The sequence below is a fragment of the Streptomyces sp. MS191 genome (assembly GCF_008042125.1).
Lineage (GTDB): Bacteria > Actinomycetota > Actinomycetes > Streptomycetales > Streptomycetaceae > Streptomyces.
In genome coordinates, this window is sequence record NZ_RDBI01000054.1 from 194,775 (window position 1) to 216,855 (window position 22,081).

At 71.3% G+C, this 22,081-nt stretch carries 26 protein-coding genes and 1 pseudogene; 17 read left to right on the forward strand and 10 right to left on the reverse strand.

Annotated elements, in window-relative coordinates; translation table 11 throughout:
* The first annotated feature begins 283 nt into the window (after positions 1-283).
* Entirely contained in the window at positions 284-2,119 is a 1,836-nt protein-coding gene (gene ftsH / locus EAO71_RS23915) for an ATP-dependent zinc metalloprotease FtsH (protein WP_410094003.1), read from the forward strand.
* Between the two features lie 63 nt (positions 2,120-2,182).
* Here ftsH and EAO71_RS23920 read toward each other — a convergent pair whose 3' ends face one another.
* Positions 2,183-2,929, reverse strand: a complete 747-nt coding sequence (locus EAO71_RS23920; RefSeq protein ID WP_147979873.1) for a class I SAM-dependent methyltransferase — start codon at positions 2,927-2,929, stop codon at positions 2,183-2,185.
* A 435-nt stretch (positions 2,930-3,364) separates the two neighbouring features.
* On the opposite strand from EAO71_RS23920, the gene EAO71_RS23925 reads away from it, so the two are divergent.
* Positions 3,365-3,958 carry a hypothetical protein gene (locus EAO71_RS23925; RefSeq protein WP_147979874.1) on the forward strand — a complete coding sequence of 198 codons (594 nt, stop codon included), beginning with the start codon at positions 3,365-3,367 and terminating at the stop codon, positions 3,956-3,958.
* A gap of 101 nt (positions 3,959-4,059) precedes the next feature.
* Here the strand turns inward: EAO71_RS23925 and EAO71_RS37830 are convergent, their stop codons facing one another.
* Positions 4,060-4,200 (reverse strand): hypothetical protein, encoded by a 141-nt coding sequence (locus tag EAO71_RS37830; RefSeq protein ID WP_187282811.1) that lies wholly within the window; start codon positions 4,198-4,200, stop codon positions 4,060-4,062.
* Positions 4,201-4,391: 191 nt separating this feature from the next.
* Here EAO71_RS37830 and rpsP point away from each other — a divergent pair, with 191 nt between their 5' ends.
* From rpsP to EAO71_RS24000, 15 genes and pseudogenes are all read left to right on the forward strand, one after another.
* The gene (rpsP, locus tag EAO71_RS23930; RefSeq protein ID WP_137993109.1) at positions 4,392-4,832 is read left to right on the forward strand and encodes a 30S ribosomal protein S16; all 441 of its coding nucleotides are present in this window, start codon (positions 4,392-4,394) and stop codon (positions 4,830-4,832) included.
* A 2-nt stretch (positions 4,833-4,834) separates the two neighbouring features.
* Entirely contained in the window at positions 4,835-5,074 is a 240-nt protein-coding gene (locus tag EAO71_RS23935) for an RNA-binding protein (protein WP_005311361.1), read from the forward strand.
* 101 nt (positions 5,075-5,175) lie between these two features.
* Positions 5,176-5,796: a ribosome maturation factor RimM gene (gene rimM, locus EAO71_RS23940; RefSeq protein ID WP_147979875.1), complete on the forward strand. Its 621-nt coding sequence runs from the start codon at positions 5,176-5,178 to the stop codon at positions 5,794-5,796.
* Positions 5,796-6,617 carry a tRNA (guanosine(37)-N1)-methyltransferase TrmD gene (gene trmD / locus EAO71_RS23945; RefSeq protein WP_147979876.1) on the forward strand — a complete coding sequence of 274 codons (822 nt, stop codon included), beginning with the start codon at positions 5,796-5,798 and terminating at the stop codon, positions 6,615-6,617. The genes rimM and trmD overlap by 1 nt, the downstream gene beginning before the upstream one ends.
* 129 nt (positions 6,618-6,746) lie before the next feature.
* Positions 6,747-7,097, forward strand: a complete 351-nt coding sequence (rplS, locus tag EAO71_RS23950) for a 50S ribosomal protein L19 (RefSeq protein ID WP_147979877.1) — start codon at positions 6,747-6,749, stop codon at positions 7,095-7,097.
* Between the two features lie 72 nt (positions 7,098-7,169).
* Positions 7,170-8,021: a signal peptidase I gene (gene lepB, locus EAO71_RS23955; RefSeq protein ID WP_147979878.1), complete on the forward strand. Its 852-nt coding sequence runs from the start codon at positions 7,170-7,172 to the stop codon at positions 8,019-8,021.
* Positions 8,014-9,075 carry a signal peptidase I gene (gene lepB / locus EAO71_RS23960; RefSeq protein WP_147979879.1) on the forward strand — a complete coding sequence of 354 codons (1,062 nt, stop codon included), beginning with the start codon at positions 8,014-8,016 and terminating at the stop codon, positions 9,073-9,075. Before lepB (EAO71_RS23955) ends, lepB (EAO71_RS23960) begins: the two co-directional genes overlap by 8 nt.
* The gene (lepB, locus tag EAO71_RS23965) at positions 8,990-9,925 is read left to right on the forward strand and encodes a signal peptidase I (RefSeq protein WP_147980029.1); all 936 of its coding nucleotides are present in this window, start codon (positions 8,990-8,992) and stop codon (positions 9,923-9,925) included. The genes lepB (EAO71_RS23960) and lepB (EAO71_RS23965) overlap by 86 nt, the downstream gene beginning before the upstream one ends.
* 63 nt (positions 9,926-9,988) lie before the next feature.
* On the forward strand, positions 9,989-10,723 hold the full coding sequence (gene lepB, locus EAO71_RS23970; RefSeq protein ID WP_147979880.1) for a signal peptidase I: 735 nt from the start codon (positions 9,989-9,991) through the stop codon (positions 10,721-10,723).
* The gene (locus EAO71_RS23975; protein WP_147979881.1) at positions 10,720-11,241 is read left to right on the forward strand and encodes an NUDIX hydrolase; all 522 of its coding nucleotides are present in this window, start codon (positions 10,720-10,722) and stop codon (positions 11,239-11,241) included. The genes lepB (EAO71_RS23970) and EAO71_RS23975 overlap by 4 nt, the downstream gene beginning before the upstream one ends.
* A 55-nt stretch (positions 11,242-11,296) precedes the next feature.
* The gene (locus EAO71_RS23980; RefSeq protein WP_008737534.1) at positions 11,297-11,605 is read left to right on the forward strand and encodes a DUF2469 domain-containing protein; all 309 of its coding nucleotides are present in this window, start codon (positions 11,297-11,299) and stop codon (positions 11,603-11,605) included.
* A gap of 336 nt (positions 11,606-11,941) precedes the next feature.
* Complete coding sequence (locus EAO71_RS23985) at positions 11,942-12,307, forward strand: YraN family protein (RefSeq protein WP_147979882.1); 366 nt, start codon at positions 11,942-11,944, stop codon at positions 12,305-12,307.
* A pseudogene (locus tag EAO71_RS23990) lies at positions 12,307-12,573 on the forward strand (magnesium chelatase domain-containing protein); the annotation flags it as partial. The gene EAO71_RS23985 and the pseudogene EAO71_RS23990, both read left to right, overlap by 1 nt.
* A gap of 26 nt (positions 12,574-12,599) precedes the next feature.
* The gene (locus EAO71_RS23995; protein ID WP_187282801.1) at positions 12,600-14,219 is read left to right on the forward strand and encodes a recombinase family protein; all 1,620 of its coding nucleotides are present in this window, start codon (positions 12,600-12,602) and stop codon (positions 14,217-14,219) included.
* Positions 14,220-14,388: 169 nt separating this feature from the next.
* On the forward strand, positions 14,389-14,640 hold the full coding sequence (locus tag EAO71_RS24000) for a helix-turn-helix domain-containing protein (RefSeq protein WP_261992313.1): 252 nt from the start codon (positions 14,389-14,391) through the stop codon (positions 14,638-14,640).
* A gap of 78 nt (positions 14,641-14,718) precedes the next feature.
* Here the strand turns inward: EAO71_RS24000 and EAO71_RS24005 are convergent, their stop codons facing one another.
* From EAO71_RS24005 to EAO71_RS24045, 8 genes are all read right to left on the reverse strand, one after another.
* Positions 14,719-14,925 (reverse strand): hypothetical protein, encoded by a 207-nt coding sequence (locus tag EAO71_RS24005; protein WP_147979884.1) that lies wholly within the window; start codon positions 14,923-14,925, stop codon positions 14,719-14,721.
* Complete coding sequence (locus tag EAO71_RS24010) at positions 14,922-15,140, reverse strand: hypothetical protein (protein WP_147979885.1); 219 nt, start codon at positions 15,138-15,140, stop codon at positions 14,922-14,924. Before EAO71_RS24010 ends, EAO71_RS24005 begins: the two co-directional genes overlap by 4 nt.
* Positions 15,141-15,196: 56 nt before the next feature.
* On the reverse strand, positions 15,197-16,450 hold the full coding sequence (locus EAO71_RS24015) for a helix-turn-helix domain-containing protein (RefSeq protein WP_261992314.1): 1,254 nt from the start codon (positions 16,448-16,450) through the stop codon (positions 15,197-15,199).
* A 781-nt stretch (positions 16,451-17,231) separates the two neighbouring features.
* Positions 17,232-17,528, reverse strand: a complete 297-nt coding sequence (locus tag EAO71_RS24025) for a hypothetical protein (protein WP_147979886.1) — start codon at positions 17,526-17,528, stop codon at positions 17,232-17,234.
* A gap of 14 nt (positions 17,529-17,542) precedes the next feature.
* Positions 17,543-17,875, reverse strand: a complete 333-nt coding sequence (locus EAO71_RS24030; protein ID WP_261992315.1) for a hypothetical protein — start codon at positions 17,873-17,875, stop codon at positions 17,543-17,545.
* A 52-nt stretch (positions 17,876-17,927) separates the two neighbouring features.
* Positions 17,928-18,749 carry an N-acetylmuramoyl-L-alanine amidase gene (locus tag EAO71_RS24035; protein WP_147979888.1) on the reverse strand — a complete coding sequence of 274 codons (822 nt, stop codon included), beginning with the start codon at positions 18,747-18,749 and terminating at the stop codon, positions 17,928-17,930.
* Between the two features lie 63 nt (positions 18,750-18,812).
* Entirely contained in the window at positions 18,813-19,328 is a 516-nt protein-coding gene (locus EAO71_RS24040) for a hypothetical protein (RefSeq protein WP_147979889.1), read from the reverse strand.
* Positions 19,329-19,336: 8 nt separating this feature from the next.
* A complete protein-coding gene (locus EAO71_RS24045) occupies positions 19,337-22,066 on the reverse strand; it encodes a hypothetical protein (RefSeq protein ID WP_147979890.1) in 2,730 nt (909 codons plus the stop codon).
* Positions 22,067-22,081 lie beyond the last annotated feature (15 nt).

The window sequence follows — 22,081 nt, forward strand, 5'->3', positions numbered from 1 at the left end:
GGTCGGTCCGGTCGCGCGGGGGCACGGGGTTGGCCACGCTGCGGTCGGTCCGGTCGCGCGGGGGCACGGGGTTGGCCACGCTGCTCTCCTCGGGGCGGCAATGGCCTCAGTATGGGAGAGGCGGATCATCGGGGCATTCCGGGTGATCCGGGCGGACGACGAGGGGCCCGGAGCGGTTCCTCACCGCTCCGGGCCCCTGGTCACCGGGCCTCAGCCCATGAACTTCTTGAACTCGCCGTGGCGCTCGGAAGGGGCCCCACCGCCCCCGCCCCCCAAGCGGAAGATGCCCGGCGGCTGGGGCGGCCTCATCCTCACCGCACTCGTCGTCTACGTCCTCGCCAACCTCGTGCTGTCCTTCTTCAACGAGGGCGACGGGCCGACGATCTCGTACACCGAGTTCAGCAAACAGGTGAACGCGGGCAACGTCACCAAGATCTACTCCAAGGGCGACGCCATCCAGGGGCAGCTGAAGAACAAGCAGCCCGAGCCCGACGGCGACGGCGACTACACCAAGTTCCAGACCCAGCGCCCCGCCTTCGCCGACGACGACCTCTGGGGCGAGCTGACCGCCAAGGGCGTCACCGTCACCGCCAAGCCCGTCGTCGCGGAACGCAGCTTCCTCGCCAACCTGCTGATCTCCCTCGCCCCGATGCTGCTGCTCGTCGTGCTCTGGGTGTTCATCGCCCGCCGGATGAGCGCCGGCATGGGCGGCGCCGGCGGGATGCTGGGCCGCAAGGCCCCGCCCAAACCCGTCGAACTGGAGGCGGGGGACAAGCGCACCACCTTCGAGGACGTCGCCGGCATCGACGAGGTCGAGGGCGAGCTCAACGACGTCGTCGACTTCCTCAAGAACCCCGGCGCCTACCGCGCGATGGGCGCGAAGATGCCCCGCGGCGTCCTCCTCGCCGGCCCGCCCGGCACCGGCAAGACGCTGCTCGCCCGGGCCGTGGCGGGCGAGGCGGGCGTCCCGTTCTTCTCCGCCTCCGCCTCGGAGTTCATCGAGATGATCGTCGGCGTGGGCGCCTCACGGGTACGCGAACTGTTCGCCGAGGCCCGCAAGGTCGCACCCGCCATCATCTTCATCGACGAGATCGACACCATCGGACGCGCCCGCGGCGCCGGCGCCGGCATGGGCGGACACGACGAACGCGAGCAGACGCTCAACCAGATCCTCACCGAGATGGACGGCTTCACCGGCTCCGAGGGCGTCATCGTCATCGCCGCCACCAACCGCTCCGACGTCCTCGACCCCGCCCTGACCCGGCCCGGCCGCTTCGACCGCGTCGTCCACGTGAACCCGCCCGACCGCGGCGGCCGGGAGGCCATCCTCCGCATCCACACCCGCGAGATCCCCCTGGCCCAGGACGTCGACCTCGTCCAGGTCGCCCGCACCACCCCCGGCATGACCGGCGCCGAACTCGCCAACCTCGCCAACGAGGCCGCCCTGCTCGCGGTCAAGCGCCAGCAGCAGGCCGTCACCCAGTCCGACCTCTCCGACGCCCTGGAGAAGGTCCAGCTGGGCGCCGAACGCCCCCTCGTCATGCCCGACGAGGAACGGCGCCGCACCGCGTACCACGAGAGCGGCCACGCCCTCCTCGGCATGCTCCAGCCCGGCGCCGACCCCGTCCACAAGATCACCATCGTGCCCCGCGGCCGGGCCCTCGGCGTCACCCTGTCGACCCCGGACGCCGACAGGTACGCGTACACCGAGGAGTACCTGCGCGGAAGGATCATCGGCGCCCTCGGCGGCATGGCGGCGGAGCGGGTCGTCTTCGACGCGGTCACGACCGGCGCCGAGAGCGACCTGGAACAGGTCACCAACATCGCCCGCGGCATGGTCGGCCGGTGGGGCATGAGCGAGCGGGTCGGCCGCCTCACCGCCATCCCGAGCGACGCCCAGCAGGCGTACGGCCTGTCGGCGGCCCCCGCCACCCTCGACGCCGTCGAGCACGAGATGCGCCGGATCGTGGACGAGTGCTACGAGAGCGCCCTCCGGCAGCTCCACGACCACCGCGACCAGCTCGACGCGCTGGCCACGGCCCTCCTGGAGAACGAGACCCTGGAGGAGGACGAGGCCTACCGCGCGGCCGGCATCACCCGGCTCACGAAGGACGTCTGACCCGACGCCACCCGCGGATCGCCGGCGCTCCGCCCCGCGGACCGCCGGAGCAGGTCCGCGCGATCAGGTCCGCGCGATCAGGTACCGGAAGACATTGGGCATCCACACCGTGCCGTCGGGGCGCACATAGGGCTCCAGCGCCTCCCGGATCTCCTTCTCGACCTGCGACGGGTCCGTGGCGTGGATCGCCGCGTCGAAGTCGCCCGTCGACAGCAGACCCCGCACCGCGCTGTCCGGGTTCGCGTAGCCGAAGGGGCAGGACACCCGCCCCGAACCGTCCGGCCGCAGACCCGCGCGGGCCACCACCTCCTCCAGGTCGTCGCGACGCGACGGGCTCCAGCCCGTCAGGCGCGCGGCCACCCGCAGGACCGACGCCGTCGCACACCGCTCCGGCGGCCCCCAGCCGGCCACCACGACGGCCGCGCCAGGTTGAGCCGAACGGGTGACGGCGACCAGATCCGGCCCGAGTTCCGCCGTGCCGTGGAAAGCCGTGATCACGTCGAACGCGCCACCGGCCACGTCCCCCGCGTCCGACGGACCGCCCTCGACGACCGTGTGTCCCCCACCCTCCGGCATCCGCTCCCGCGCCAGCTCCACGCGCGCGTGGTCACGGTCCACGCCGGTCACCCGGGCGCCCCGCGCACAGGCCATGAGCAGCGCCAGCCCCGAGCCGCAGCCGAGGCCGAGGACGCGGGACCGGGGGCCCACGCCGAGACGGTCGTACACCGCCTCGTAGAGCGGCACGAGCATGCGCTCCTGGATCTCGGCCCAGTCACGCGCGGGGTGGTGCGGGACGAGCGTAGGTGTCATGGAATGCGCCCCAATCAGTGGCTGGTCGACGGCCCCCGTACATGTGCGCCCGCATCCCCCCGTATGTCAGGGAACTGCGCATCCGTCCCCGCGTCCAGTGGTGGAGCCGCACGACTTCTTCGCGGCATCCGACCGTCACACGGACGCACGGGCGAATTCACGCCGAAGGGCCCCCGGCCCGCGTGGGGGCGGTGCCGCCCGGGTATCCGGCACCGGGTACTGTCCCTGCCACACCCCCCTCGGCCCGTACGCCCGGCCTACGCCCAGGGGCGTATGCGCCGCTACGCACCGGCTTGCAGCGAGCTGTGCGACTTCTCCGCAGATCGGCGCACTGGCCCTCGTCGGGACACATCAACGGCAACTGACGGGTACGTGCAAAATATTTGGGATGCCCCGGAATGGAACCCGGGGGCGTTCCGGCTCGTTGTACCCGACGTGAGCACGACACCCCCTGTTCTCGCCGCAGAGCTGGCACAGGCGTGGGCCGACATTCAGCGGTACCACCCCGAGCTGCCCGACCTTGCCGCGCCCGAGTCCCTGATCGGTGAGTCCTCGTCCGCCTGTGGCGCCGAGCTCTCCTTCGAACGACTGCTCCACGAAGCAGTCCACGGCATCGCCGCCGCCCGAGGAGTCCGCGACACCTCGCGCGCCGGCCGCTATCACAACCGCAGATTCCTCGCGATCGCCGAGGAGATGGGGCTGGACCACTCCGAGGAGCCGCACGCCAGCAGCGGTTTCTCGCTGGTCACGCTCAACCCCGAGGCGAAGCGCCGCTACCGCCCCACGATGGAGCGGCTCCAGCGGGCCCTCAAGGCGCACACGGTCGCCACGGCCGCCGACACCAAGCGCTCCTTCCGCGGTCCCGCCGCCCGGCACGGGTCCTCCGGCGGCGGCGTCCGGGTCAAGGCCGTCTGCGACTGCGGTCGCAACGTCCGCGTGGTCCCCTCGGTCCTCGCCCAGGCGCCGATCGTCTGCGGCGGCTGCGGGAAGCCCTTCCGCATCCCCGAATCGGTGGGCGCGGCCGGCTGATCCGGCGGCCGGGCCGCCCGGGCCCGCGTCGGTCCGCGACGCCGGGTGCCGCCCACCGGGCGGACCGGGCGGTCCATGCGCCCGGCGGCCCGGCCGCCGGATCAGCCGGCCGCGCCCACCGATTCGGGGATGCGGAAGGGCTTCCCGCAGCCGCCGCAGACGATCGGCGCCTGGGCGAGGACCGAGGGGACCACGCGGACGTTGCGACCGCAGTCGCAGACGGCCTTGACCCGGACGCACATGCGCGCCCCGCTCCCCGGCCGTCCCCCGGTCCGGTGCGGCGCGCGCATGTGGCACAATGGCTAGCTGTACTCGACAGCCGCACAGGACCCCTCTCTCCTCCGGCTGACGCGTCCATCGGGCACCCGAGTACCGCAACCCCACGTGGCATCTCATGTGCCCAACCACGTCAAGACCAGGAGACACCACTCCAGTGGCAGTCAAGATCAAGCTCAAGCGCCTCGGCAAGATTCGCCAGCCGCACTACCGCATCGTCGTCGCCGACTCGCGCACCCGCCGCGATGGTCGCGCGATCGAGGAGATCGGTCTGTACCACCCGACGTACAACCCCTCCAAGATCGAGGTCGACTCGGAGCGTGCGCAGTACTGGCTGTCCGTCGGCGCCCAGCCGACCGAGCCGGTCCTCGCCATCCTGAAGCTCACCGGCGACTGGCAGAAGCACAAGGGCCTGCCGGCCCCGGCGCCGCTGCTGCAGCCGGCGACGAAGGAGGACAAGCGCGCCTCCTTCGACGCGTTCGCCAAGACCCTCGAGGGTGACGACGCCAAGGGTGAGGCCATCACCCCGAAGGCGAAGAAGGCCGACAAGAAGGCGGACGAGGCCGAGGCCGCGTCCACCGAGTCGACCGAGGCCTGAGCATGCTCGAGGAGGCTCTCGAGCACCTCGTGAAGGGCATCGTCGACAACCCCGACGATGTGCAGGTCGCCTCGCGCAACCTGCGCCGCGGCCGTGTGCTGGAGGTCCGGGTCCACCCCGACGACCTCGGCAAGGTGATCGGCCGCAACGGCCGCACCGCGCGTGCACTGCGAACCGTCGTGGGCGCCATCGGCGGCCGCGGCATCCGCGTCGACCTCGTCGACGTGGACCAGGTTCGCTGAGAGAAGTCGGCCGTATTCGCCGAATACGCCGGCACGGGCCGGGGAGGGCTTTCGAGCCCGCCCCGGCCCGTCGTCGTCCCCGGACAGGAGAGAAAACACTCGTGCAGCTCGTTGTCGCGCGGATCGGCCGCGCCCACGGCATCAAGGGCGAAGTCACCGTCGAGGTGCGTACGGACGAGCCCGAACTCCGGCTCAGCCCCGGAGCCGTCCTGAGCACCGACCCGGCCGGCACCGGACCGCTGACCGTCGAGACCGGCCGGGTGCACAGCGGCCGCCTCCTCCTCCGCTTCGAGGGCGTACGGGACCGCAGCGCGGCCGAGGCCCTGCGCAACACCCTCCTCATCGCCGACGTCGACCCCGACGAGCTGCCCGAGGAGGACGACGAGTACTACGACCACCAGCTGATCGACCTGGACGTCGTCCTCGCCGACGGCACCGAGGTCGGCCGGATCACCGAGATCTCCCACCTGCCGTCCCAGGACCTCTTCATCGTCGAGCGGGCCGACGGCACCGAGCTGATGATCCCCTTCGTCGAGGAGATCGTCACCGAGATCGACCTGGAGCAGCAGCGGGCCGTCATCGACCCGCCGCCCGGACTCATCGACGACCGCGCCGAGATCGCGTCCGCGCGCGACGCCGAGGAGGCCGCCGAGGCCTCCGACGCCGAGGCGGGGTCCGGCACCGGCGCCGGGGCCGGCCGCGCCGACGAGGACGCCTCCTGATGCGCCTCGACGTCGTCACGATCTTCCCCGAGTACCTGGAACCGCTGAACGTCTCGCTCGTCGGCAAGGCGCGCGCCCGCGGCCGGCTCGACGTCCACGTCCACGACCTGCGCGAGTGGACCTACGACCGCCACAACACGGTCGACGACACCCCGTACGGCGGCGGGCCGGGCATGGTCATGAAGACCGACCCCTGGGGCGACGCCCTCGACCAGATCGTCGCGGACGGCTTCGAGGCGGGCGCCCACGGCCCCGCCATCGTCGTCCCCACCCCCAGCGGCCGCCCCTTCACCCAGGAACTCGCCGTCGAACTCTCCGAGCGGCCCTGGCTGATCTTCACGCCCGCCCGCTACGAGGGCATCGACCGCCGCGTCACCGACGAGTACGCCACCCGCCTCCCGGTCTACGAGGTCTCCATCGGGGACTACGTCCTGGCCGGCGGCGAGGCCGCCGTCCTCGTCGTCACCGAGGCCGTGGCCCGGCTCCTCCCGGGTGTCCTCGGCAACGCCGAGTCGCACCGCGACGACTCCTTCGCCCCCGGCGCCATGGCCAACCTCCTGGAAGGCCCCGTCTACACCAAGCCGCCCGAGTGGCGCGGGCGCGCCATCCCCGAGGTCCTGCTCAGCGGGCACCACGGGAAGATCGCGCGCTGGCGGCGGGACGAGGCGTTCCGCCGTACCGCCGCCAACAGGCCGGACCTGATCGAACGCTGCGACCCCGCGGACTTCGACAAGAAGGACCGGGAGATCCTCTCCATGATGGGCTGGGCCCCCGAGCCGGGCGGCCGATTTTGGCGCAGGCCGGACGGCGTGGAAGAATAGGCCGCTGCCGTTTGTCCTGCGTGCGCCCCTGCCACAGGGGGAACGACGCCCGCCCGGTACGACCGGCGCTCCATCCACTTGCGAACGTACCGCTGATGACCTGTGGCATCAGCGAGGAAAGAGACCACCATGGCCTCCCTGCTCGACTCGGTCAACGCGGCTTCGCTCCGCACCGACCTCCCCGCCTTCCGCCCCGGCGACACGGTGAACGTCCACGTGCGCGTCATCGAAGGCAACCGCTCCCGTATCCAGCAGTTCAAGGGTGTCGTCATCCGCCGCCAGGGCTCGGGCGTCAGCGAGACCTTCACGGTCCGCAAGGTCTCGTTCTCCGTCGGCGTCGAGCGCACCTTCCCGGTGAACAGCCCGATCTTCGAGAAGATCGAGCTCGTGACCCGCGGTGACGTCCGTCGCGCCAAGCTCTACTACCTGCGTGAGCTGCGCGGCAAGGCTGCGAAGATCAAGGAGAAGCGCGACCGCTGAGCCCCCGGCTCACCGACCGCGCGGTGCTTCGGACGTAGAACTTACAGGGCGGCCGGATAGGCTCTGCCCCCGATGGACACCGAAGCACAGCACACGGAGCGCGACCGCTCCTCCGGCAGGACGGAGGAGCGGTCGCGCTCCGCGCGTATGTCCGGGCCCCGTTCCACCGCGGCGGGGACGCCGGAATCGGCACCCGCACCGGACACCGACCCCGGGAGCGAGGGGGCCGACACGACCGGCGGACGCCACCCGGGCCGGCTCTCGTGGCGCCGTACCGGACTCGTCGGCGCCGCCTGCGTCGTCTTCCTCCTGCTGCTGAGCCACTTCGTGCTCCAGCCGTTCCTGATCCCCAGCGGCTCGATGGAACCGACCCTCCAGGTCGGCGACCGGATCCTGGTGAACAAGCTGGCGTACCGTTTCGGCGACGTTCCCGAGCGCGGCGACGTCGTCGTCTTCGACGGCACCGGCTCCTTCGTCCAGGAGCCCCCGCGGGAGAACCCCGTGACGGGCCTGCTGCACGGAGCGGCCGCGGCCCTCGGCCTCGCCGAGCCCGACGAGACCGACTTCGTGAAACGCGTCGTCGGCGTCGGCGGCGACCGCGTGGTCTGCTGCGGCAAGGACGGCCGGCTCACCGTCAACGGCGTCCCGGTCGACGAGTGGTACGTCCACATGGGTGACGCACCCTCGAAAGTCCCTTTCGACATCGTCGTACCGCAGGGCACCCTGTGGGTGATGGGCGACCACCGCAGTCAGTCGAGCGACTCCCGTGACCACCTGGGGCAGCCGGGCGGCGGCATGGTGCCCGTCGACCGGGTGATCGGGCGCGCGGACTGGATCGGCTGGCCCTTCGGCCGCTGGTCCGTCGTGCCGCCGACCGCCGCCTTCGACGCCGTACCCGCTCCCGCGGCGGGCCGCCATGGGTAACCGCGGACGGCCGCCCGGAGGCCGCGTCGAGACCCCGCTGCCCACCGGCACCCGGTCCGCCTTCGACAGCCGCGCCCTGCCCGGCCGGGCGGAGCGGCGCCGCCTCGCCCGCAAGGTCAAGCGCCGCCGTCAGCGTTCCGCCGTCAAGGAGATCCCGCTCCTCATCACCGTCGCCCTGCTGATCGCGCTCGTCCTGAAGACCTTCCTGGTCCAGGCGTTCGTGATCCCCTCGGGCTCCATGGAGCAGACCATCCGGATCGACGACCGGGTCCTGGTCGACAAGCTGACGCCCTGGTTCGGCTCCACGCCGCAGCGCGGCGACGTCGTGGTCTTCAAGGACCCCGGCAACTGGCTCCAGGACGAGACCACGTCGACCGAGGACGACCCGGTCGGCGTCAAGCAGGCCAAGCAGGCGCTGACCTTCATCGGACTGCTGCCCTCGGCCGACGAACAGGACCTGATCAAGCGGGTCGTCGCGGTCGGCGGCGACACCGTCGCCTGCTGCGACAAGGACGGCCGGCTCACCGTCAACGGCGTACCGTTGAACGAACCCTATGTACACCCGGGGAACGAGCCCTCGAAGATCAGGTTCGAGGTGAAGGTGCCACCCGGACGGATCTTCGTCATGGGCGACCACCGGTCCAACTCCGCCGATTCACGCTTCCACCTCGACGAGAAGGACCGCGGGACGATTTCCGAGGAGGAGGTCGTGGGACGAGCCGTCGTGATCGCCTGGCCCTTCGACCACTGGCGCCGGCTGGAGGAACGGGAGACCTTCGCCGCCGTACCGGACGCCCGTTCGGGATCTTCGACCGCGCTCGGTGTGTCGCATAGTGTGTCCTCGCGGAATCTGAACGGATTGCCCTGGCTCCCGACCCCTGCGGAACTCCCGCTCGTTATGGGAGTGGTGGGCCTGTCCCTGTTCTGGGTCAGGCGAACGCACGGACTGAGGAGTGGATGTGGGGGATTTGGCCGTCGGGGCACGATCCGGACACGACGAGCCCGAGAAGGGACCCCAGCGGCTCGCCGAGTCGCCGGTCGCCATGACGGATGAATCCGCAGGCCGGCCGGGTGCCGACCCCTCGGACGTCGACGGCGGACGCGGCGACGGCGAGACCGGCGAGCCGGGCAAGGGCCAGAAGAAGCCACGCTCCTTCTGGAAGGAACTGCCCCTCCTGATCGGCATCGCGCTGGTGCTCGCGCTGCTGATCAAGACCTTCCTCGTGCAGGCGTTCTCGATCCCCTCGGAATCGATGATGGACACCCTGCAGCGCGGCGACCGCGTCCTGGTCGACAAGCTGACCCCGTGGTTCGGCTCCGAGCCGGAGCGCGGCGAGGTCGTCGTCTTCCACGACCCGGGCGGCTGGCTCGTCGGCGGCGAACCCACGCCCGAGCCCAACGCCGCGCAGAAGTTCCTCAGCTTCATCGGCCTGATGCCGTCCGCGGAGGAGAAGGACCTCATCAAGCGCGTCATCGCCATCGGCGGCGACACCGTCTCCTGCAAGGAGGGCGGCAAGGTCATCGTCAACGGCAAGGCGCTCGACGAGTCCTCGTACATCGCCCCCGGCTCCACGCCGTGCGGCGACCGCCCGTTCGGGCCGATCACCATCCCCGAGAACAGCATCTGGGTGATGGGCGACAACCGCCAGAACTCGCTGGACTCCCGCTTCCACCAGGAACTCCCCGGCAGGGGAACCGTCTCCAACGACCAGGTCGTCGGCCGCGCCGTCGTCGTCGCCTGGCCCGTCACCCGCTGGGCGACGCTCCCCATCCCCGCCACCTTCGACCAGCCCGGCCTGAACCAGGCCCTGGCCGTGGCACCCGCCGCGGCCGGCCTCGCCGGCGCCCTCCCGCTGGTCCTGTGGCGCAGGAAGCGGCTCGTCTCCCGGCATACCGCCGAGTAGCGACCCGCGGGTAGGGTGCCGTCCCAGATCGACGAACCGGCCTCTGAGGTGGGGAGTACTGGGATGAGCGGAACCATACGGACGGACGGCGGCCACGGCCGCCTCGGCAGGACACTGTCGGGGCTCGCCGTGGCCGTCGGCTGTCTGCTCTTCCTCGGCGGCTTCGCCTGGGGCGCCGTGCTCTACGCGCCCTACACCATCCCCACCGACTCCATGACACCCACCGTCAACGTCGGCGACCGGGTCCTGGCCCAGCGCATCGACGGCGACGAGGTCCGGCGCGGCGACATCGTGGTCTTCGACGACCCCGTGTGGGGCGGCGGCCCGATGGTGAAGCGGGTCGTCGGCATCGGCGGCGACAAGATCGCCTGCTGCGACGCCGACGGACGGCTCACCGTCAACGGCGAGCCCATCGACGAACCGTATCTGCGGGCCGGTGCCCCCGCCTCCGGACAGGAGTTCTCGGCGACCGTACCCGCCGACAACCTCTTCCTCCTCGGCGACGAACGCCACAACTCCATGGACTCCCGCGTCCACCTCGAGGAGGCCGGTCAGGGCTCCGTCCCGCGCTCCAGCGTCACCGCCCGAGTCGACGCCGTCGCCTGGCCCTCCACCGGCGTCGTGGAGCGCCCCGCGGGCTTCGCGGCACTCCCCGGCGGCATCTCGCAGCCCGGGCCCGTCACACCCCTCTTCTACGCGATCCTCGGCGGATGCGCGCTCATCCTGCTCGGCGCCGCCTACGGACCCGTGGCGAACCGGCTCGGCGGACGACGGAAGAAGGAGACGGTGCACGCATGACGCACGGCACGGGGGCCGCGGCGGACACCTACGGCCGGGAGCTGCGGCGCGTGGCACGCGTCGTCCTCCTCGACCCGGACGACCGCATCCTCCTCCTGCACGGACACGAGCCCGCCGACCCCGCACAGACCTGGTGGTTCACCCCCGGCGGCGGGCTGGAGGGCGACGAGACCCACGAGGAGGCCGCACGCCGGGAGGTGGCCGAGGAGACCGGCATCACCGGCATCACCCTCGGCCCCGTCCTCTGGCGGCGCACCTGCTCCTTCCCCTTCGACGGGCGGCGCTGGGACCAGGACGAGTGGTACTACCTGGCACGAACCACCCGCACCGAGACGGGCCCCCGGGCCCTGACCGAGCTGGAGGAACGCAGCGTCTCGGGCCTGAGGTGGTGGACCTCCGCCGAACTGTCGGCGACGCGTGAGACGGTGTACCCGACCAGACTCGCCGAGCTGCTGCGCACGCTGCTCGACGAGGGACCTCCGAGTGCACCGGTGGTTCTCGCCCCGGAAATCGCCTAGGGGTGCGAATGCCTGCCGCACAATGGGGGGACGCACGGCTGAAGGGGAACATGCCATGAGCGCCGAGGACCTCGAGAAGTACGAGACCGAGATGGAGCTGAAGCTCTACCGGGAGTACCGCGACGTCGTCGGGCTGTTCAAATACGTGATCGAGACCGAGCGCCGCTTCTACCTCACCAACGACTACGAGATGCAGGTGCACTCGGTCCAGGGCGAGGTCTTCTTCGAGGTCTCCATGGCAGACGCCTGGGTCTGGGACATGTACCGGCCGGCCCGGTTCGTCAAGCAGGTCCGCGTGCTCACGTTCAAGGACGTGAACATCGAGGAGCTCAACAAGACCGATCTGGAGCTGCCCGGCAGCTGACCGGGGTGCCTGGCGGTCCAGGAGCCGCGGCGGTTCCCGGGGGCCGGCGGCCCCGGACGACTCCGGCGGGCTCGGCCACTCCGGCGGTACCGGGACCCGGGCGGTGCTGCGACTCCGGCGGCCTCGACGACTCGGGCGGTGCTGCGAGCTCGGCGACTCCGGCGGTCTCGGGACCCTGAGGGCCCGGCGGCGATCCCGGACCCGGCCGTCACCCCGCCCGTACGCGGCCGGAAATCACCCCCACGAGTGAGACGGTTCTCCACAGACCGCCCACCGTCCACAGCGCCGCACACGCGAGAGGGCCACCCGTCACAGTCGGTGACGGAGGTGGTACCGATGAACGCAACCACGGCACTCGGCCGCTACGGAGAAGACCTCGCCGCCCGCCGGCTCACCGAGACCGGCATGACCGTCCTCGCCCGCAACTGGCGCTGCGGACGCACCGGAGAGATCGACATCGTCGCCCAGGACGGCGACACCGTCGTCGTCTGCGAGGTCAAGACCCGCCGCGACGGCACCTACGAACACCCCATGGCCGCCGTCACCCCCACCAAGGCCGACCGGCTCAGACGCCTCGCCGCCTGCTGGCTCGACCGCCACGGCGGAGCACCACCCCCCGGCGGCATCCGCATCGACCTCATCGGCATCATCCTGCCCCGCCACGGCGCCCCCGAGATCACCCACGCCCAGGGGGTGGCCTGATGGGCTTCGCCCGCACCTGCTCCGTCGCCCTCGTCGGCGTCGAAGGCGTCGTCGTCGAAGTCCAGGCCGACCTCGAAGCCGGCGTCGCCGCCTTCACCCTCGTCGGCCTCCCCGACAAGAGCCTCAGCGAAAGCCGCGACCGCGTCCGCGCCGCCATCGTCAACTCCGACGCCGAATGGCCCCAGAAGAAACTCACCGTCGGACTCAGCCCCGCCTCCGTCCCCAAAGGAGGCAGCGGATTCGACCTAGCAAACGCCTGCGAAGTGCAGCTCTAACGTGCCAGCATGACGCCATGTCCGAGCACTTCGACGCCACCACCGGCCGCCGCCTCGTCCGCTGCTTCACCTACGCCCGCATCAGCGAGGACCGCGAAGGCGGCGGCCTCGGCATCGAGCGCCAGGTGGAGGACTGCGAGACGCTCGCCCGCCAGCTCTCCACCCCGCAGGTGGAGTACCGCATCGTCCGCGTCTTCCAAGACAACGACCTGAGCGCCTACTCGGGCAAGCCCCGCCCGGACTACCTCGCCATGCTGGAAGCGCTCAAGCGCGGCGAAGGGGACTGTGTCCTCGCCTGGCACACCGACCGCCTCCACCGGTCCCCGATGGAGCTGGAGGAGTACATCGACGTCTGCGAGCCCCGCCGCGTCGACACCCGGACAGCCCGCGCCGGTCACCTCGACCTCACCACCGCCACCGGTCGAATGATTGCCCGACAGCTCGGCGTCCAGGCCCGCTACGAGGTCGAGCGGATGATCGAGCGGCAGCGACGTAAGCGCGACCAGATGGCCCAGCGTGGCCAGTACTTCGGCGGCCGCCGGCCCTTCGGGTACGAGCCGGACGGCATCACCCCCCGCGCCCTCCTGTGCCCCGCCTGCGCCGCCGACGACGGGTTCCGGACCGTTCGCCTCTGTCTCGCCTGCGGGGCCTCCGGCGGCTTCGCAGGGACCCACGAGTGCCGCAGCTGCGGCCAGACCGAGGGATTCACTGTGGAGTGCTTCTGCGAGTGCGGCACCCTCGCCCAGCTCGCCCCCAACTCCGAGGCGACCCGCGTCGAGCAGGCCGCCGACCTCGTTCTCGCCGGCGCATCGCTCAACTCCATCGCGGCCCGCTGGAACGAGGAGGGCGTCAAGACCAGCACCGGCGCGAGCTGGGCGGGCGCCGAGGTGCGCGAGATGCTGCTCCGCCCCCGGAACGCGGGCATCCTCAAGCACCGCGGCAAGGAGGCCGGTCGCGGCGGCTGGAAAGCGCTGCTCGACGAGCCGAAATGGCGGAGCGCGGTGGCGGTCCTGACGGATGAGTCTCGGCGGACGACGCCCGGCAACGCCCGCCGGCACCTGGGCAGCAGCCTGTATGTGTGCGGGGTCCACGGCGCCACGATGAAGCTCGCCAGCGGGAACACGATGAACCATCAGCGTGGGCTCCCCTCGTACTCCTGCCGGGTGAGTAAGCACGTGATGCGCCGCGTGGACCTCCTCGACGCGCACGTGCAGGCCGCTGTGCTGGACCGGGTGTCCCGCCCGGACGCGGTCGAGCTGCTCGCCGCCCGGGAGGAGCCCGTTGACGTGCGGGGCGCGCAGAAGGACATGCGGGAGGCGCGGGCGACGCTCACCCAGCTGGCTACGGCGCTCGGTGACGGCTCGATGGACATGTTGGAGTGGCGGGCGGCGTCCGGGGCCGCGAAGAAGCGTCTGGCGGCCGCTGAGGCGGTTCTGGCGACTGCTGTGCGGGCGAACCCGGTGGTGGGTCTGGTGAACGCGGAGGATCCCGAGGCGGCGTGGAATGCCCTGGACTTGGGGCGTCAGCGGGCGGTCATCGACTTCCTGATGACGGTGGTGGTGCTGCCTGCTCGCAGGGGTCGGCTGCCGGGGGGTGGGTATTGGGATCCGGAGGCGGTTCGGTTGGACTGGAAGTAGACGGCGCCCCCACCCGGAGGTGGGGGCGCCGCGTGGCCGCTCCCGTCGCCTGGGGGGCAGGACGGGGAGGGCCGGTCCATGTGTGGAGCGAGTTCCTCCGTTTTCATATCCCGAAACCTGGTGATCACACAATGTAGGGTCAGCTCTACAGTGATTCGATCTTGGTCCCGTGAGCGTGGAGCACGTGCCACGCTCCACCCCGCCGCCCGAGTGGGTCCTCGCCCGCCGGCAGCAGATCGGCGACCAGATCCGCGCCGCCCGCCTGCACGCGAACCTCACCCAAGAGGCGGTCGCCCACGCCATCCCGATGGACCGGGCCCAGTACAACCGGATCGAGCAGGGCCACGCCGCCCCACTGCTCGACACCCTCATCCAGATCGCCGACGCGATCGGCGTCCCGCTCTCCGAGCTGGTGAAGTAGCCCCGGCCGGGGGACGGGCCGACCGGGGCCGCACAGCCCTGCCCGCGCGCGGCCGGCGCAACACACACGGGCAGGAGATCAGGCGTCCTGCTGCTTGCTGCGCCACCGCTGCATCGCCGCCCGGAGCTCCGAGCGGTCGGCCAGCAGTGTGCCCTTCGCGCGGGTGCCGCACTGGTCCTTGTCGGCGTGCCAGTACACGGGCGGCGAAGCGCCGCTTGCCGAGCAGTCGGGGAGCAGCTGCGCCTCGCCTTCGATCAGCTGGTCGCAGTAGCTGCACCGCTTCACAGGCCCTCCCCGCGGGGGTGCTTGCGGCAGGCGCGCGGATACCACTGCGTTGCGTAGTCGAGGATCCGGCGCCGCCGCGGCCCGAGGTCCACGGTGCTGCCCGCTACGAGCGTCACGCCGCACCACACGCAGTCCTGGCCGCGCTGCTGCCGCTGGGTCAGGGACCCGATACGCGGCAGTTCCACGGCTCTCAGGGAGTCAGTCTCAGGGGCCATGCGTCGACGGTACGAGCGCCGCCGTAGGGGTGGGGGTAGGAATCCTCCCCCCCCCGTTAGGCGGCCAGCAGGCCCACCCTCACCGCGAGTTCGGAGGCGCGTCGCCGGCGGGCGGTCACCCGGGACTCGGTCTCCTCCAGGATGATGCTGCGGGCGTAGCCGTTGTACCGGATCGTCTCCGGCGCAGCCTCGTACGCCTGCGCCAGCGTCGCGAGCGCCACGTCCGGTTGCCCGTCCAGCTGGTAGCCGCGGGCCTGCTCGATGCGGTGCCGGGCGCGGCGTGGCCGGGACGGGATGGTGGACGCGTCCGCGCGGGCGGCCTGGCGGACGGACTCGCGCCCGGAGTGCAGCTCGACCGCCACCGTGACTGCGTGGGCGCCCATGATGGCCTGTGAGAACGAGGTGACCGGGTGGTAGTAGGCCGCGGGGAGGCGGGCGGCCATGTCCTGTGCCGTGTCCCAGTATCGCCAGGCGGTGGCTGTCTCGCCCCGGCGGGCCGCGGTGTATCCGGCCTCGAACTCCAGGGCTCCGGCGATGGCGAGGACGTCGTCCGTGGCGTCCGGGAGAAGCGGGGCGAGGTAGTCGAGCGTCTGCTGGGTGATGGTGTCGGCCGCATCGTAGTGACCGGGCCCGGTGTCGCGATGCGCCTGGGCGAGAAGCCACGCGGAGACGCCGATGGTGTGCGGGTCGTCGGACTGCTGGGCAGCGACCATGCTGCGCTCGGCGACGCGCCACAGGAGCGCGGCGTCAGGCTGGTACGCGAGGAAGAACTGCGACAGCGAGTAGACCTCGGCGAGGACGGCCTGTGCCGCCCTCCAGTCAGCCGGCGCCTGGGCGTGCCGCACAGCGAGCTGGGCGTCACGGATCAGGTCCGGCAGCAGGATGCCGATTCGCTCGCGGTGGTCCGGGGCGGAGTGGCGGGCGGCCCACGCGGCAGCGAGCCGCGCCGCGAGGTGTTCGGCGCGGGGTGGGGCCGCGGCAGGTGCCCCGATCGGCAGGGCGTCGACGGCGGCGCGGACAGCGGCGAGGCGGGGATGTCCGGGGCCAGTGAAGAGGTTGAGGTGCACGTCTGGGCGTCCTGTGAGATCGGCGAGGTCTCGCACCCGCAGGGCCTCCGCGATACGGCAGACCATGTCGATGCCGGGGGCGTTGATGCGGCCCATCTCGACGGACTTGACCCAGTCGACGGACTTGCCGAGGAGGCCGGCGAGGACTTCGCGGGTCATGCCTCGACGCTGGCGGAGGATCTGCATGCGCTGCCCGAACACCAGTGGGTTGGCGTACGGGTCCGGGGTAGCATCAGGTGACACGGCCTTGCCCCTTCTCTGAACAGACTCGACACCTGCCAGGGTATGGGGCAAGGCCCTTGTCGTGTGATCCAGAACGCAAGAAATCCCCCCCCTCTCGCGCCGTAGCGCGAGAGGGGGGGATCGTTCGTTCAGGGGTAGATCCGGCGGGCCGGGTCCAGCCCCAGCAGCAGGCTCGTGCGGGACTTCAGCGGGCCCGGGGCCGGCTCCTGCTCAACATCCCGCCGGCACACCAGCGCGTCAGGGTCGTCCTTCGGCGGCTGGAGGCTGTACCCGTCCGGGCAGGTCTGCCCATCGGTGCCGTCGGCTCCGTCCCGGCCGTCGGTACCATCCCGCCCAGCAGGCCCCGGCTCGCCCTGCGGCCCAGCAGGCCCCGGCGGGCCCGTCGCACCAGGCTGACCGACCCCGGCCGCCCCGTCCGTACCCGGGACGCCGGTCTGCCCTGGGCTGCCGGACGGGCCGACCGGGCCCGTAGGCCCAGGCGACCCCGGAGCCCCGTCGAGACCGGGCGAGCCTGGCGGGCCGGACGGCCCCGGCGGGCCCTCCACCGTCTGCCCAGGCTGCCCACGCGACCCCGGAGGCCCCGCGATCGGCTGACCGCCGAGGCGTTCCACCTGCGCCGCCAACTGGTCGCGGGCCGCGTTGGCAGACCGTAGCTCGACCTGGAGCGAGCGGATGCTGATGAGGATGCCCGCCAGGATCAGACCGATCGCGACAGCCGCGACGATGGTAAGCGCGTCGCCGCGGCGCCAGCGTCTCTCCTCGGCCCGTAGCTGCATGCGGGTCATGAACCGGCCCCCTGGACAAGCAGAATGATCACGGGCATGAGGACGGCCACGAGCGGCACGACAACCGCACCGATCAGCCACCGGCGGGTGGCCACGATCTTGTCGGCGTCCTTCTCGCGGATGGTCTCCAGCGTCGTCACGCGCGCGGCGAGGGCCTCGTGGCGCAGGTCGTACACCTTGGCGTCGACCTTCTCGTCGAGACGCCGGCCGAGCTGCTGGATGTCGTCGCGGACATCCGTGAGCCGATCCTCGAATCGGCGGACGACCTCTCCGAGGGTCGGCTCATCGGTCATGCGGGTGGCTCCGATCAGGCGGCGGGCGGCTTGACGGGGCTGCCCTGCTCGATCGGCAGGGCGGCCACCGGCGCGGTCACCTCACGGCGGATCGCGAGCGCCACCGCGGCCTCGACGATCAACATCCACAGGGCCTGCTGCTCAGCCGACATGTTCAGACCGAAGGCGAGGAAGAGGGCCAACACGCCCTGCGCCAGGTTCACGATGGCGGCCGCCGCGGCGCCGGTGCGGAGCATGATGGCGTTGATCACGGCGACGATCAGCGACAGGACGGCCATGATGGCGCCCTGCTGCTCGTTGCTGACGTCCAGGCCGTAGGCGGCGGACAGCTTCAGCGTGATGGCCACGAAGGCCAGGATGTAGACAGGCTCGCGTCCGAAGACTCGCACGGGAACTCCTTCAGGGGGTGATGGTGAAGCCGCGGCGGGCGCCGAGCTTCTTCAGGGACTCGGCGCCCGGGATGCCGTCGGCGTCCGCGCCCTTGTAGCCACACCGGCGCTGCCACGCCGCGTAGGCCGCCACAGTCGCCGTGCCGTAGTGGCCATCCGCAACGTCCCGCGCGAGCAGACCCTCGGCGACGAGCGCGGACTCCACCGTCTTCACGCCGTAGTACGACACCGGAGTCCCGCGCTTCGGCGGGTCGGCCTTCGCCGCGGCGACCAGCTTCGACAGGTCCACCGTCGGCTTCGGGCCCGGCGCAGGCTTCGGCTCCACTGCCGTGGCCGGCCGCGGCGCGCCACGCTTCACCCAGTCGTACAGGGCGTCACCCGGACACGAGGTGGCGTAGCCGTCCTTGTGGCCGCCGATCCACGACCCGGCACGGCCGTTGTCGCGGAGGTCTTCGATCGCGTCGCGGATGCCGTTGAGCATGGCGTCCGTCGGCTTGGTCAGCCCCTTGCTGCCGAGCAGGGCGCAGACGGCGTAGTCCTGGAGGTTGAGGGCCTGGTTGCCGTTGGCGCCGGTCCGCTTGTGGACGCCGCGGCCCTCGAACGCGTCGCCGTGCTCGCAGACGAGGTAGTTGTACGCGATGTCGACATAGTTCTCGGCCTTGTTGGCGAGGTGGGACGCGCGGATCTGCCGCACGTAGGCCGCGCACTGCTCGTGCGGCCGGCTGCTGTACTCGGTGCCGAGGTAGTGGACCTTCACGCCGCGAGTGGATCCGATGTACGCGGCCGGGCTGGTCGCGGGGGCGCCCCACTGGGAGCGCCGGATGATCGCCATGGCGACCTCCAGACATGAGAAAAGCCCCGGGCCAGCGGCGCGGGGCGGACGGAGTAGGGCAGGTCAGGCGGGGCCGGAGTACGCGATCGAGATGTACGACCGGTACGAGCCCGTCGACAGGTTCAGGTTGCCGCCGGAGTTCTGCGCGGGCACGAGTTGTACGTAGTCGCCCGCGGTCAGCAGCTGCGGCAGGTTCCTCGCCTCGACCGTGATCGGCACCGCGGCCATCGTGTTACCGAAGGTGCGGGCGCGGCCGGCGCCGAGCGCGGTCCCGTTGACGTACCAGACGCACTCACGCGTGGTGCCGCCGGTGTTGGAGTCGAACGCGACGGCGCCGGACAGCGTCCACCAGCCGGTACGGGGCACCGTCCAGCGGGATGCGGAGCCGGACGACCAGCCGCCGAGGAGGTCGGACTGGACGTCGTCCCAGGCCACGGCCGACACTGCGGCGTCGGCGCCGGTGCCGATGGACTGGGCCGCGGACCGGTACGCGAGGAACACGTTCGCGCCGATCATCGCGGCGTCGTTCATGCGGGTCGCGGTCAGACGCATGCCCGCGAGCCAAGGAGCGAAGGCCATGACCCTCCTTACAGGGTGGAGTAGGTGGCATCGGCCAGGGCTACGGTGGTGCCGGCCGCGTGGGCCTTGACGATGCCGTTGACGGACCGGGTGACCGTGGCGGTCTGGGTTGTCGTGGTGCCGGTGATCGCCGTGACGGTCATCTCCTCGCCGCCGACCAGCACGGTGAACGGGAAGTCGGACGGGTAGGTGGCCGAGTCGACCCAGCGGGGGCCCGGCGAGGACACGAGCGTCAGAGACGTGCCGGTCGTGGTGGCACCCGCGCCGCCGAGAGTGCAGCCGTCCGTATCCCCCCGGCCGAACGTGGCGTCGTCGACGGAGCCGACGTTCCACGGCCCGGCCGGCGCACAGGTCAGCGTCACCGTCCACTCGTAGGTCTTGAGGTCGTCCTCGATGCGCTGGACGATCAGGTCGACCGGGCCCGGCGGCATCCATGCCGGGGTGCCCGTGATCTGGATCCGGTCGCCGATCTCCAGCGACACCACTTGTGCGATCAGGGCCGGGTACTTGTGCAGCGGGATCCGGACCGACGGATAGCGGGCCTCGTCCCACGACGCGAGGTGCAGCCGCCATCCGGCGTGGACAGGTGCCTGCGCGTCCTCGTACAGCGGCAGGGAGACCGACTCGTCGTAGACGCCGACCTCGTCGGTCGACAGCGGCCCCTCGTCGAGGGACGCCTGGCCGTACCCGCCGCGCTCGCGCCGGACCTCGATGACGTTGCGGAGTGTCCGATCGTCCTCGGTCGGCTCGAACGGCGTGAGGAGGTTGCCGTAGGGCACCGTCAGTTTGACGGCCTGGTTCTCCAGCGTCGTCCTGGTCCGGTACTTCAGCGCCTCTTTCGTCGCGTCCTCGTACAGAATGCCGCCGTCGACGTTCGCCGCGTCCTGGAGGACCGTGAGGAGCGTCGCGGGCAGCTGCGGGCCGAGGCGTTCCGTGGCGCGGCTGGTGTCCGAATCGGCCAGCCCCAGGGACAGGGTGGCGGCCTCCTCGCCCGCCAGGCGCACGACTCGGTTCCGGGCGTTCTCCCCGTTGTAGCCTCCGTCGGCCGAACCGAACGGCTGCGGCGCGAAGCTGTCGGAGCCCTGCGGGAACACGGCCACGTGCCCGATCCGTAGGTCCGCGATGGTGCCGAACTTGGTGTAAATCGAGGTGGGGATGCCCGTAGCGGCGCCCACAACGGTGCCGGTGAACGCGCCTGCCGGGCCGCCGATGTTGTACCAGGTGACGTCCCACTCCAGGTCGACACCGATCGTCTGCACGCGGAACTGCATGCGGTTCCAGCCGGCGAACAGGTCGGAGCCGATCGCGATCGGCTGGTTGACCAGCAGGGTGCCGTCTGAGCCGTAGCCCTGCACGGTGGCGACACCGGTGCGCATCAGGATCCTCCACCGGGTCACGGTCCCAGAGCTGGTGAACGACAGGAACTCTTGATCGGTGCCCGGGGCGGCCGAGGTGCCGTAGACCATCTCGACCATCCACTCCAGGATGGACGACGTCGGCGGCCGGATCGGGCCGCGCATCACCCCGCCGGACGCGACCGCCGGCAGCGGGTTCGACCCGGCCAAGCTGCCGTCCTGCGCGAAGGTGAACCCCTCGGTGAGGAGCGTCCCGCCGCCGGCCAGCGCGCTGGACCCGGACACCGCGGTTTCGCCGTCCTCCAGCGGCCAGTACGCCAGCGGGCTGTAGGCCAGGATCCGGCGCCGCAACGTGCTGTCGAGGGCCTGCTGGCCCTGGCCGAGGCGCCGCAGGATGCCCGCGGTCTGGACCCTGGTCCGCTGGTCGTTGCCGGATACATGCCAGCTCGCGGGCCATGAGGGGACGGAGTGGACGACGCGGGTGCGGCGGTCGGTGACGGTCGCCGTGGCGACGGTCCACGTGCGGCCCGCGCTGTCCGGGAAGCTCGTCGTACCGGCGGCCAGCGTGGTGAAGTCCGGGTTGGCGACGATGCTGCCGCCGATGCCGTTGCGGACCTGCGCGGCGTAGACCCGGCGAGCGACCTTCGGCCACGAGAGGGTGGAGAAGTCACCGACTTCCAGCGGCGCCGAGCTGTTGATGATGCTGGTGGTGCCGCTGGTGGTGATCCGCTGGTCCAGCTGCGTCCAGGTGCCGTTGATGGTGTCGGAGGTGTACAGGGTGACGGTGTAGCCGCCGAGGCCGTTGTTGACGTCGAGGGTGGCGCGGATCGCGCCGCGCTGTCCGGGGCCCCAGCGCAGCCGGTTGGTGCTGATGATCTCGACGAGGTTGATGCCGTCGGGGAACCAGGAGAAGGCCACGACGCCGGTTGCGAGGACGGTGAGCCGCCAACTCCTGTTGGGCGCGGTGTTGTTGTACTTGCCGATCAGCGGCACCGGGTTGGATACGTTCCCGGCCCAGGCGGCCATGGACAGGTCGATACGGACGTCGATGTCGCCGGTGATGTCGAGCGACGCGTGATCCGGTGTCGACGCCCGTCCGGCGACGCCGTCTGGGATGTCGAGGACGGTCTCACCCGCGGTCGTGGAGATCCGGATCGGAGTGTTGCGGGGCAGCAGCCCGAAGTAGGGCGAGTTCGGGTTGCGGTTGGAGAACAGGCCGTCCGGTGAGAGGAGGGTGAGCGAGCCGGCCCCCGGGTCGACGGGGCGGCCCTCGTCGGACCGCCCCTGCGCCAGCTTCACGCCGTCGGCCTGGGAGACGTAGTCCGTGACGTCGGTCCAGACACCTGCGATCTGGAGCTCGAAACGGGCATCGGGGACCGGCACAGCTGCCTCCTTCTG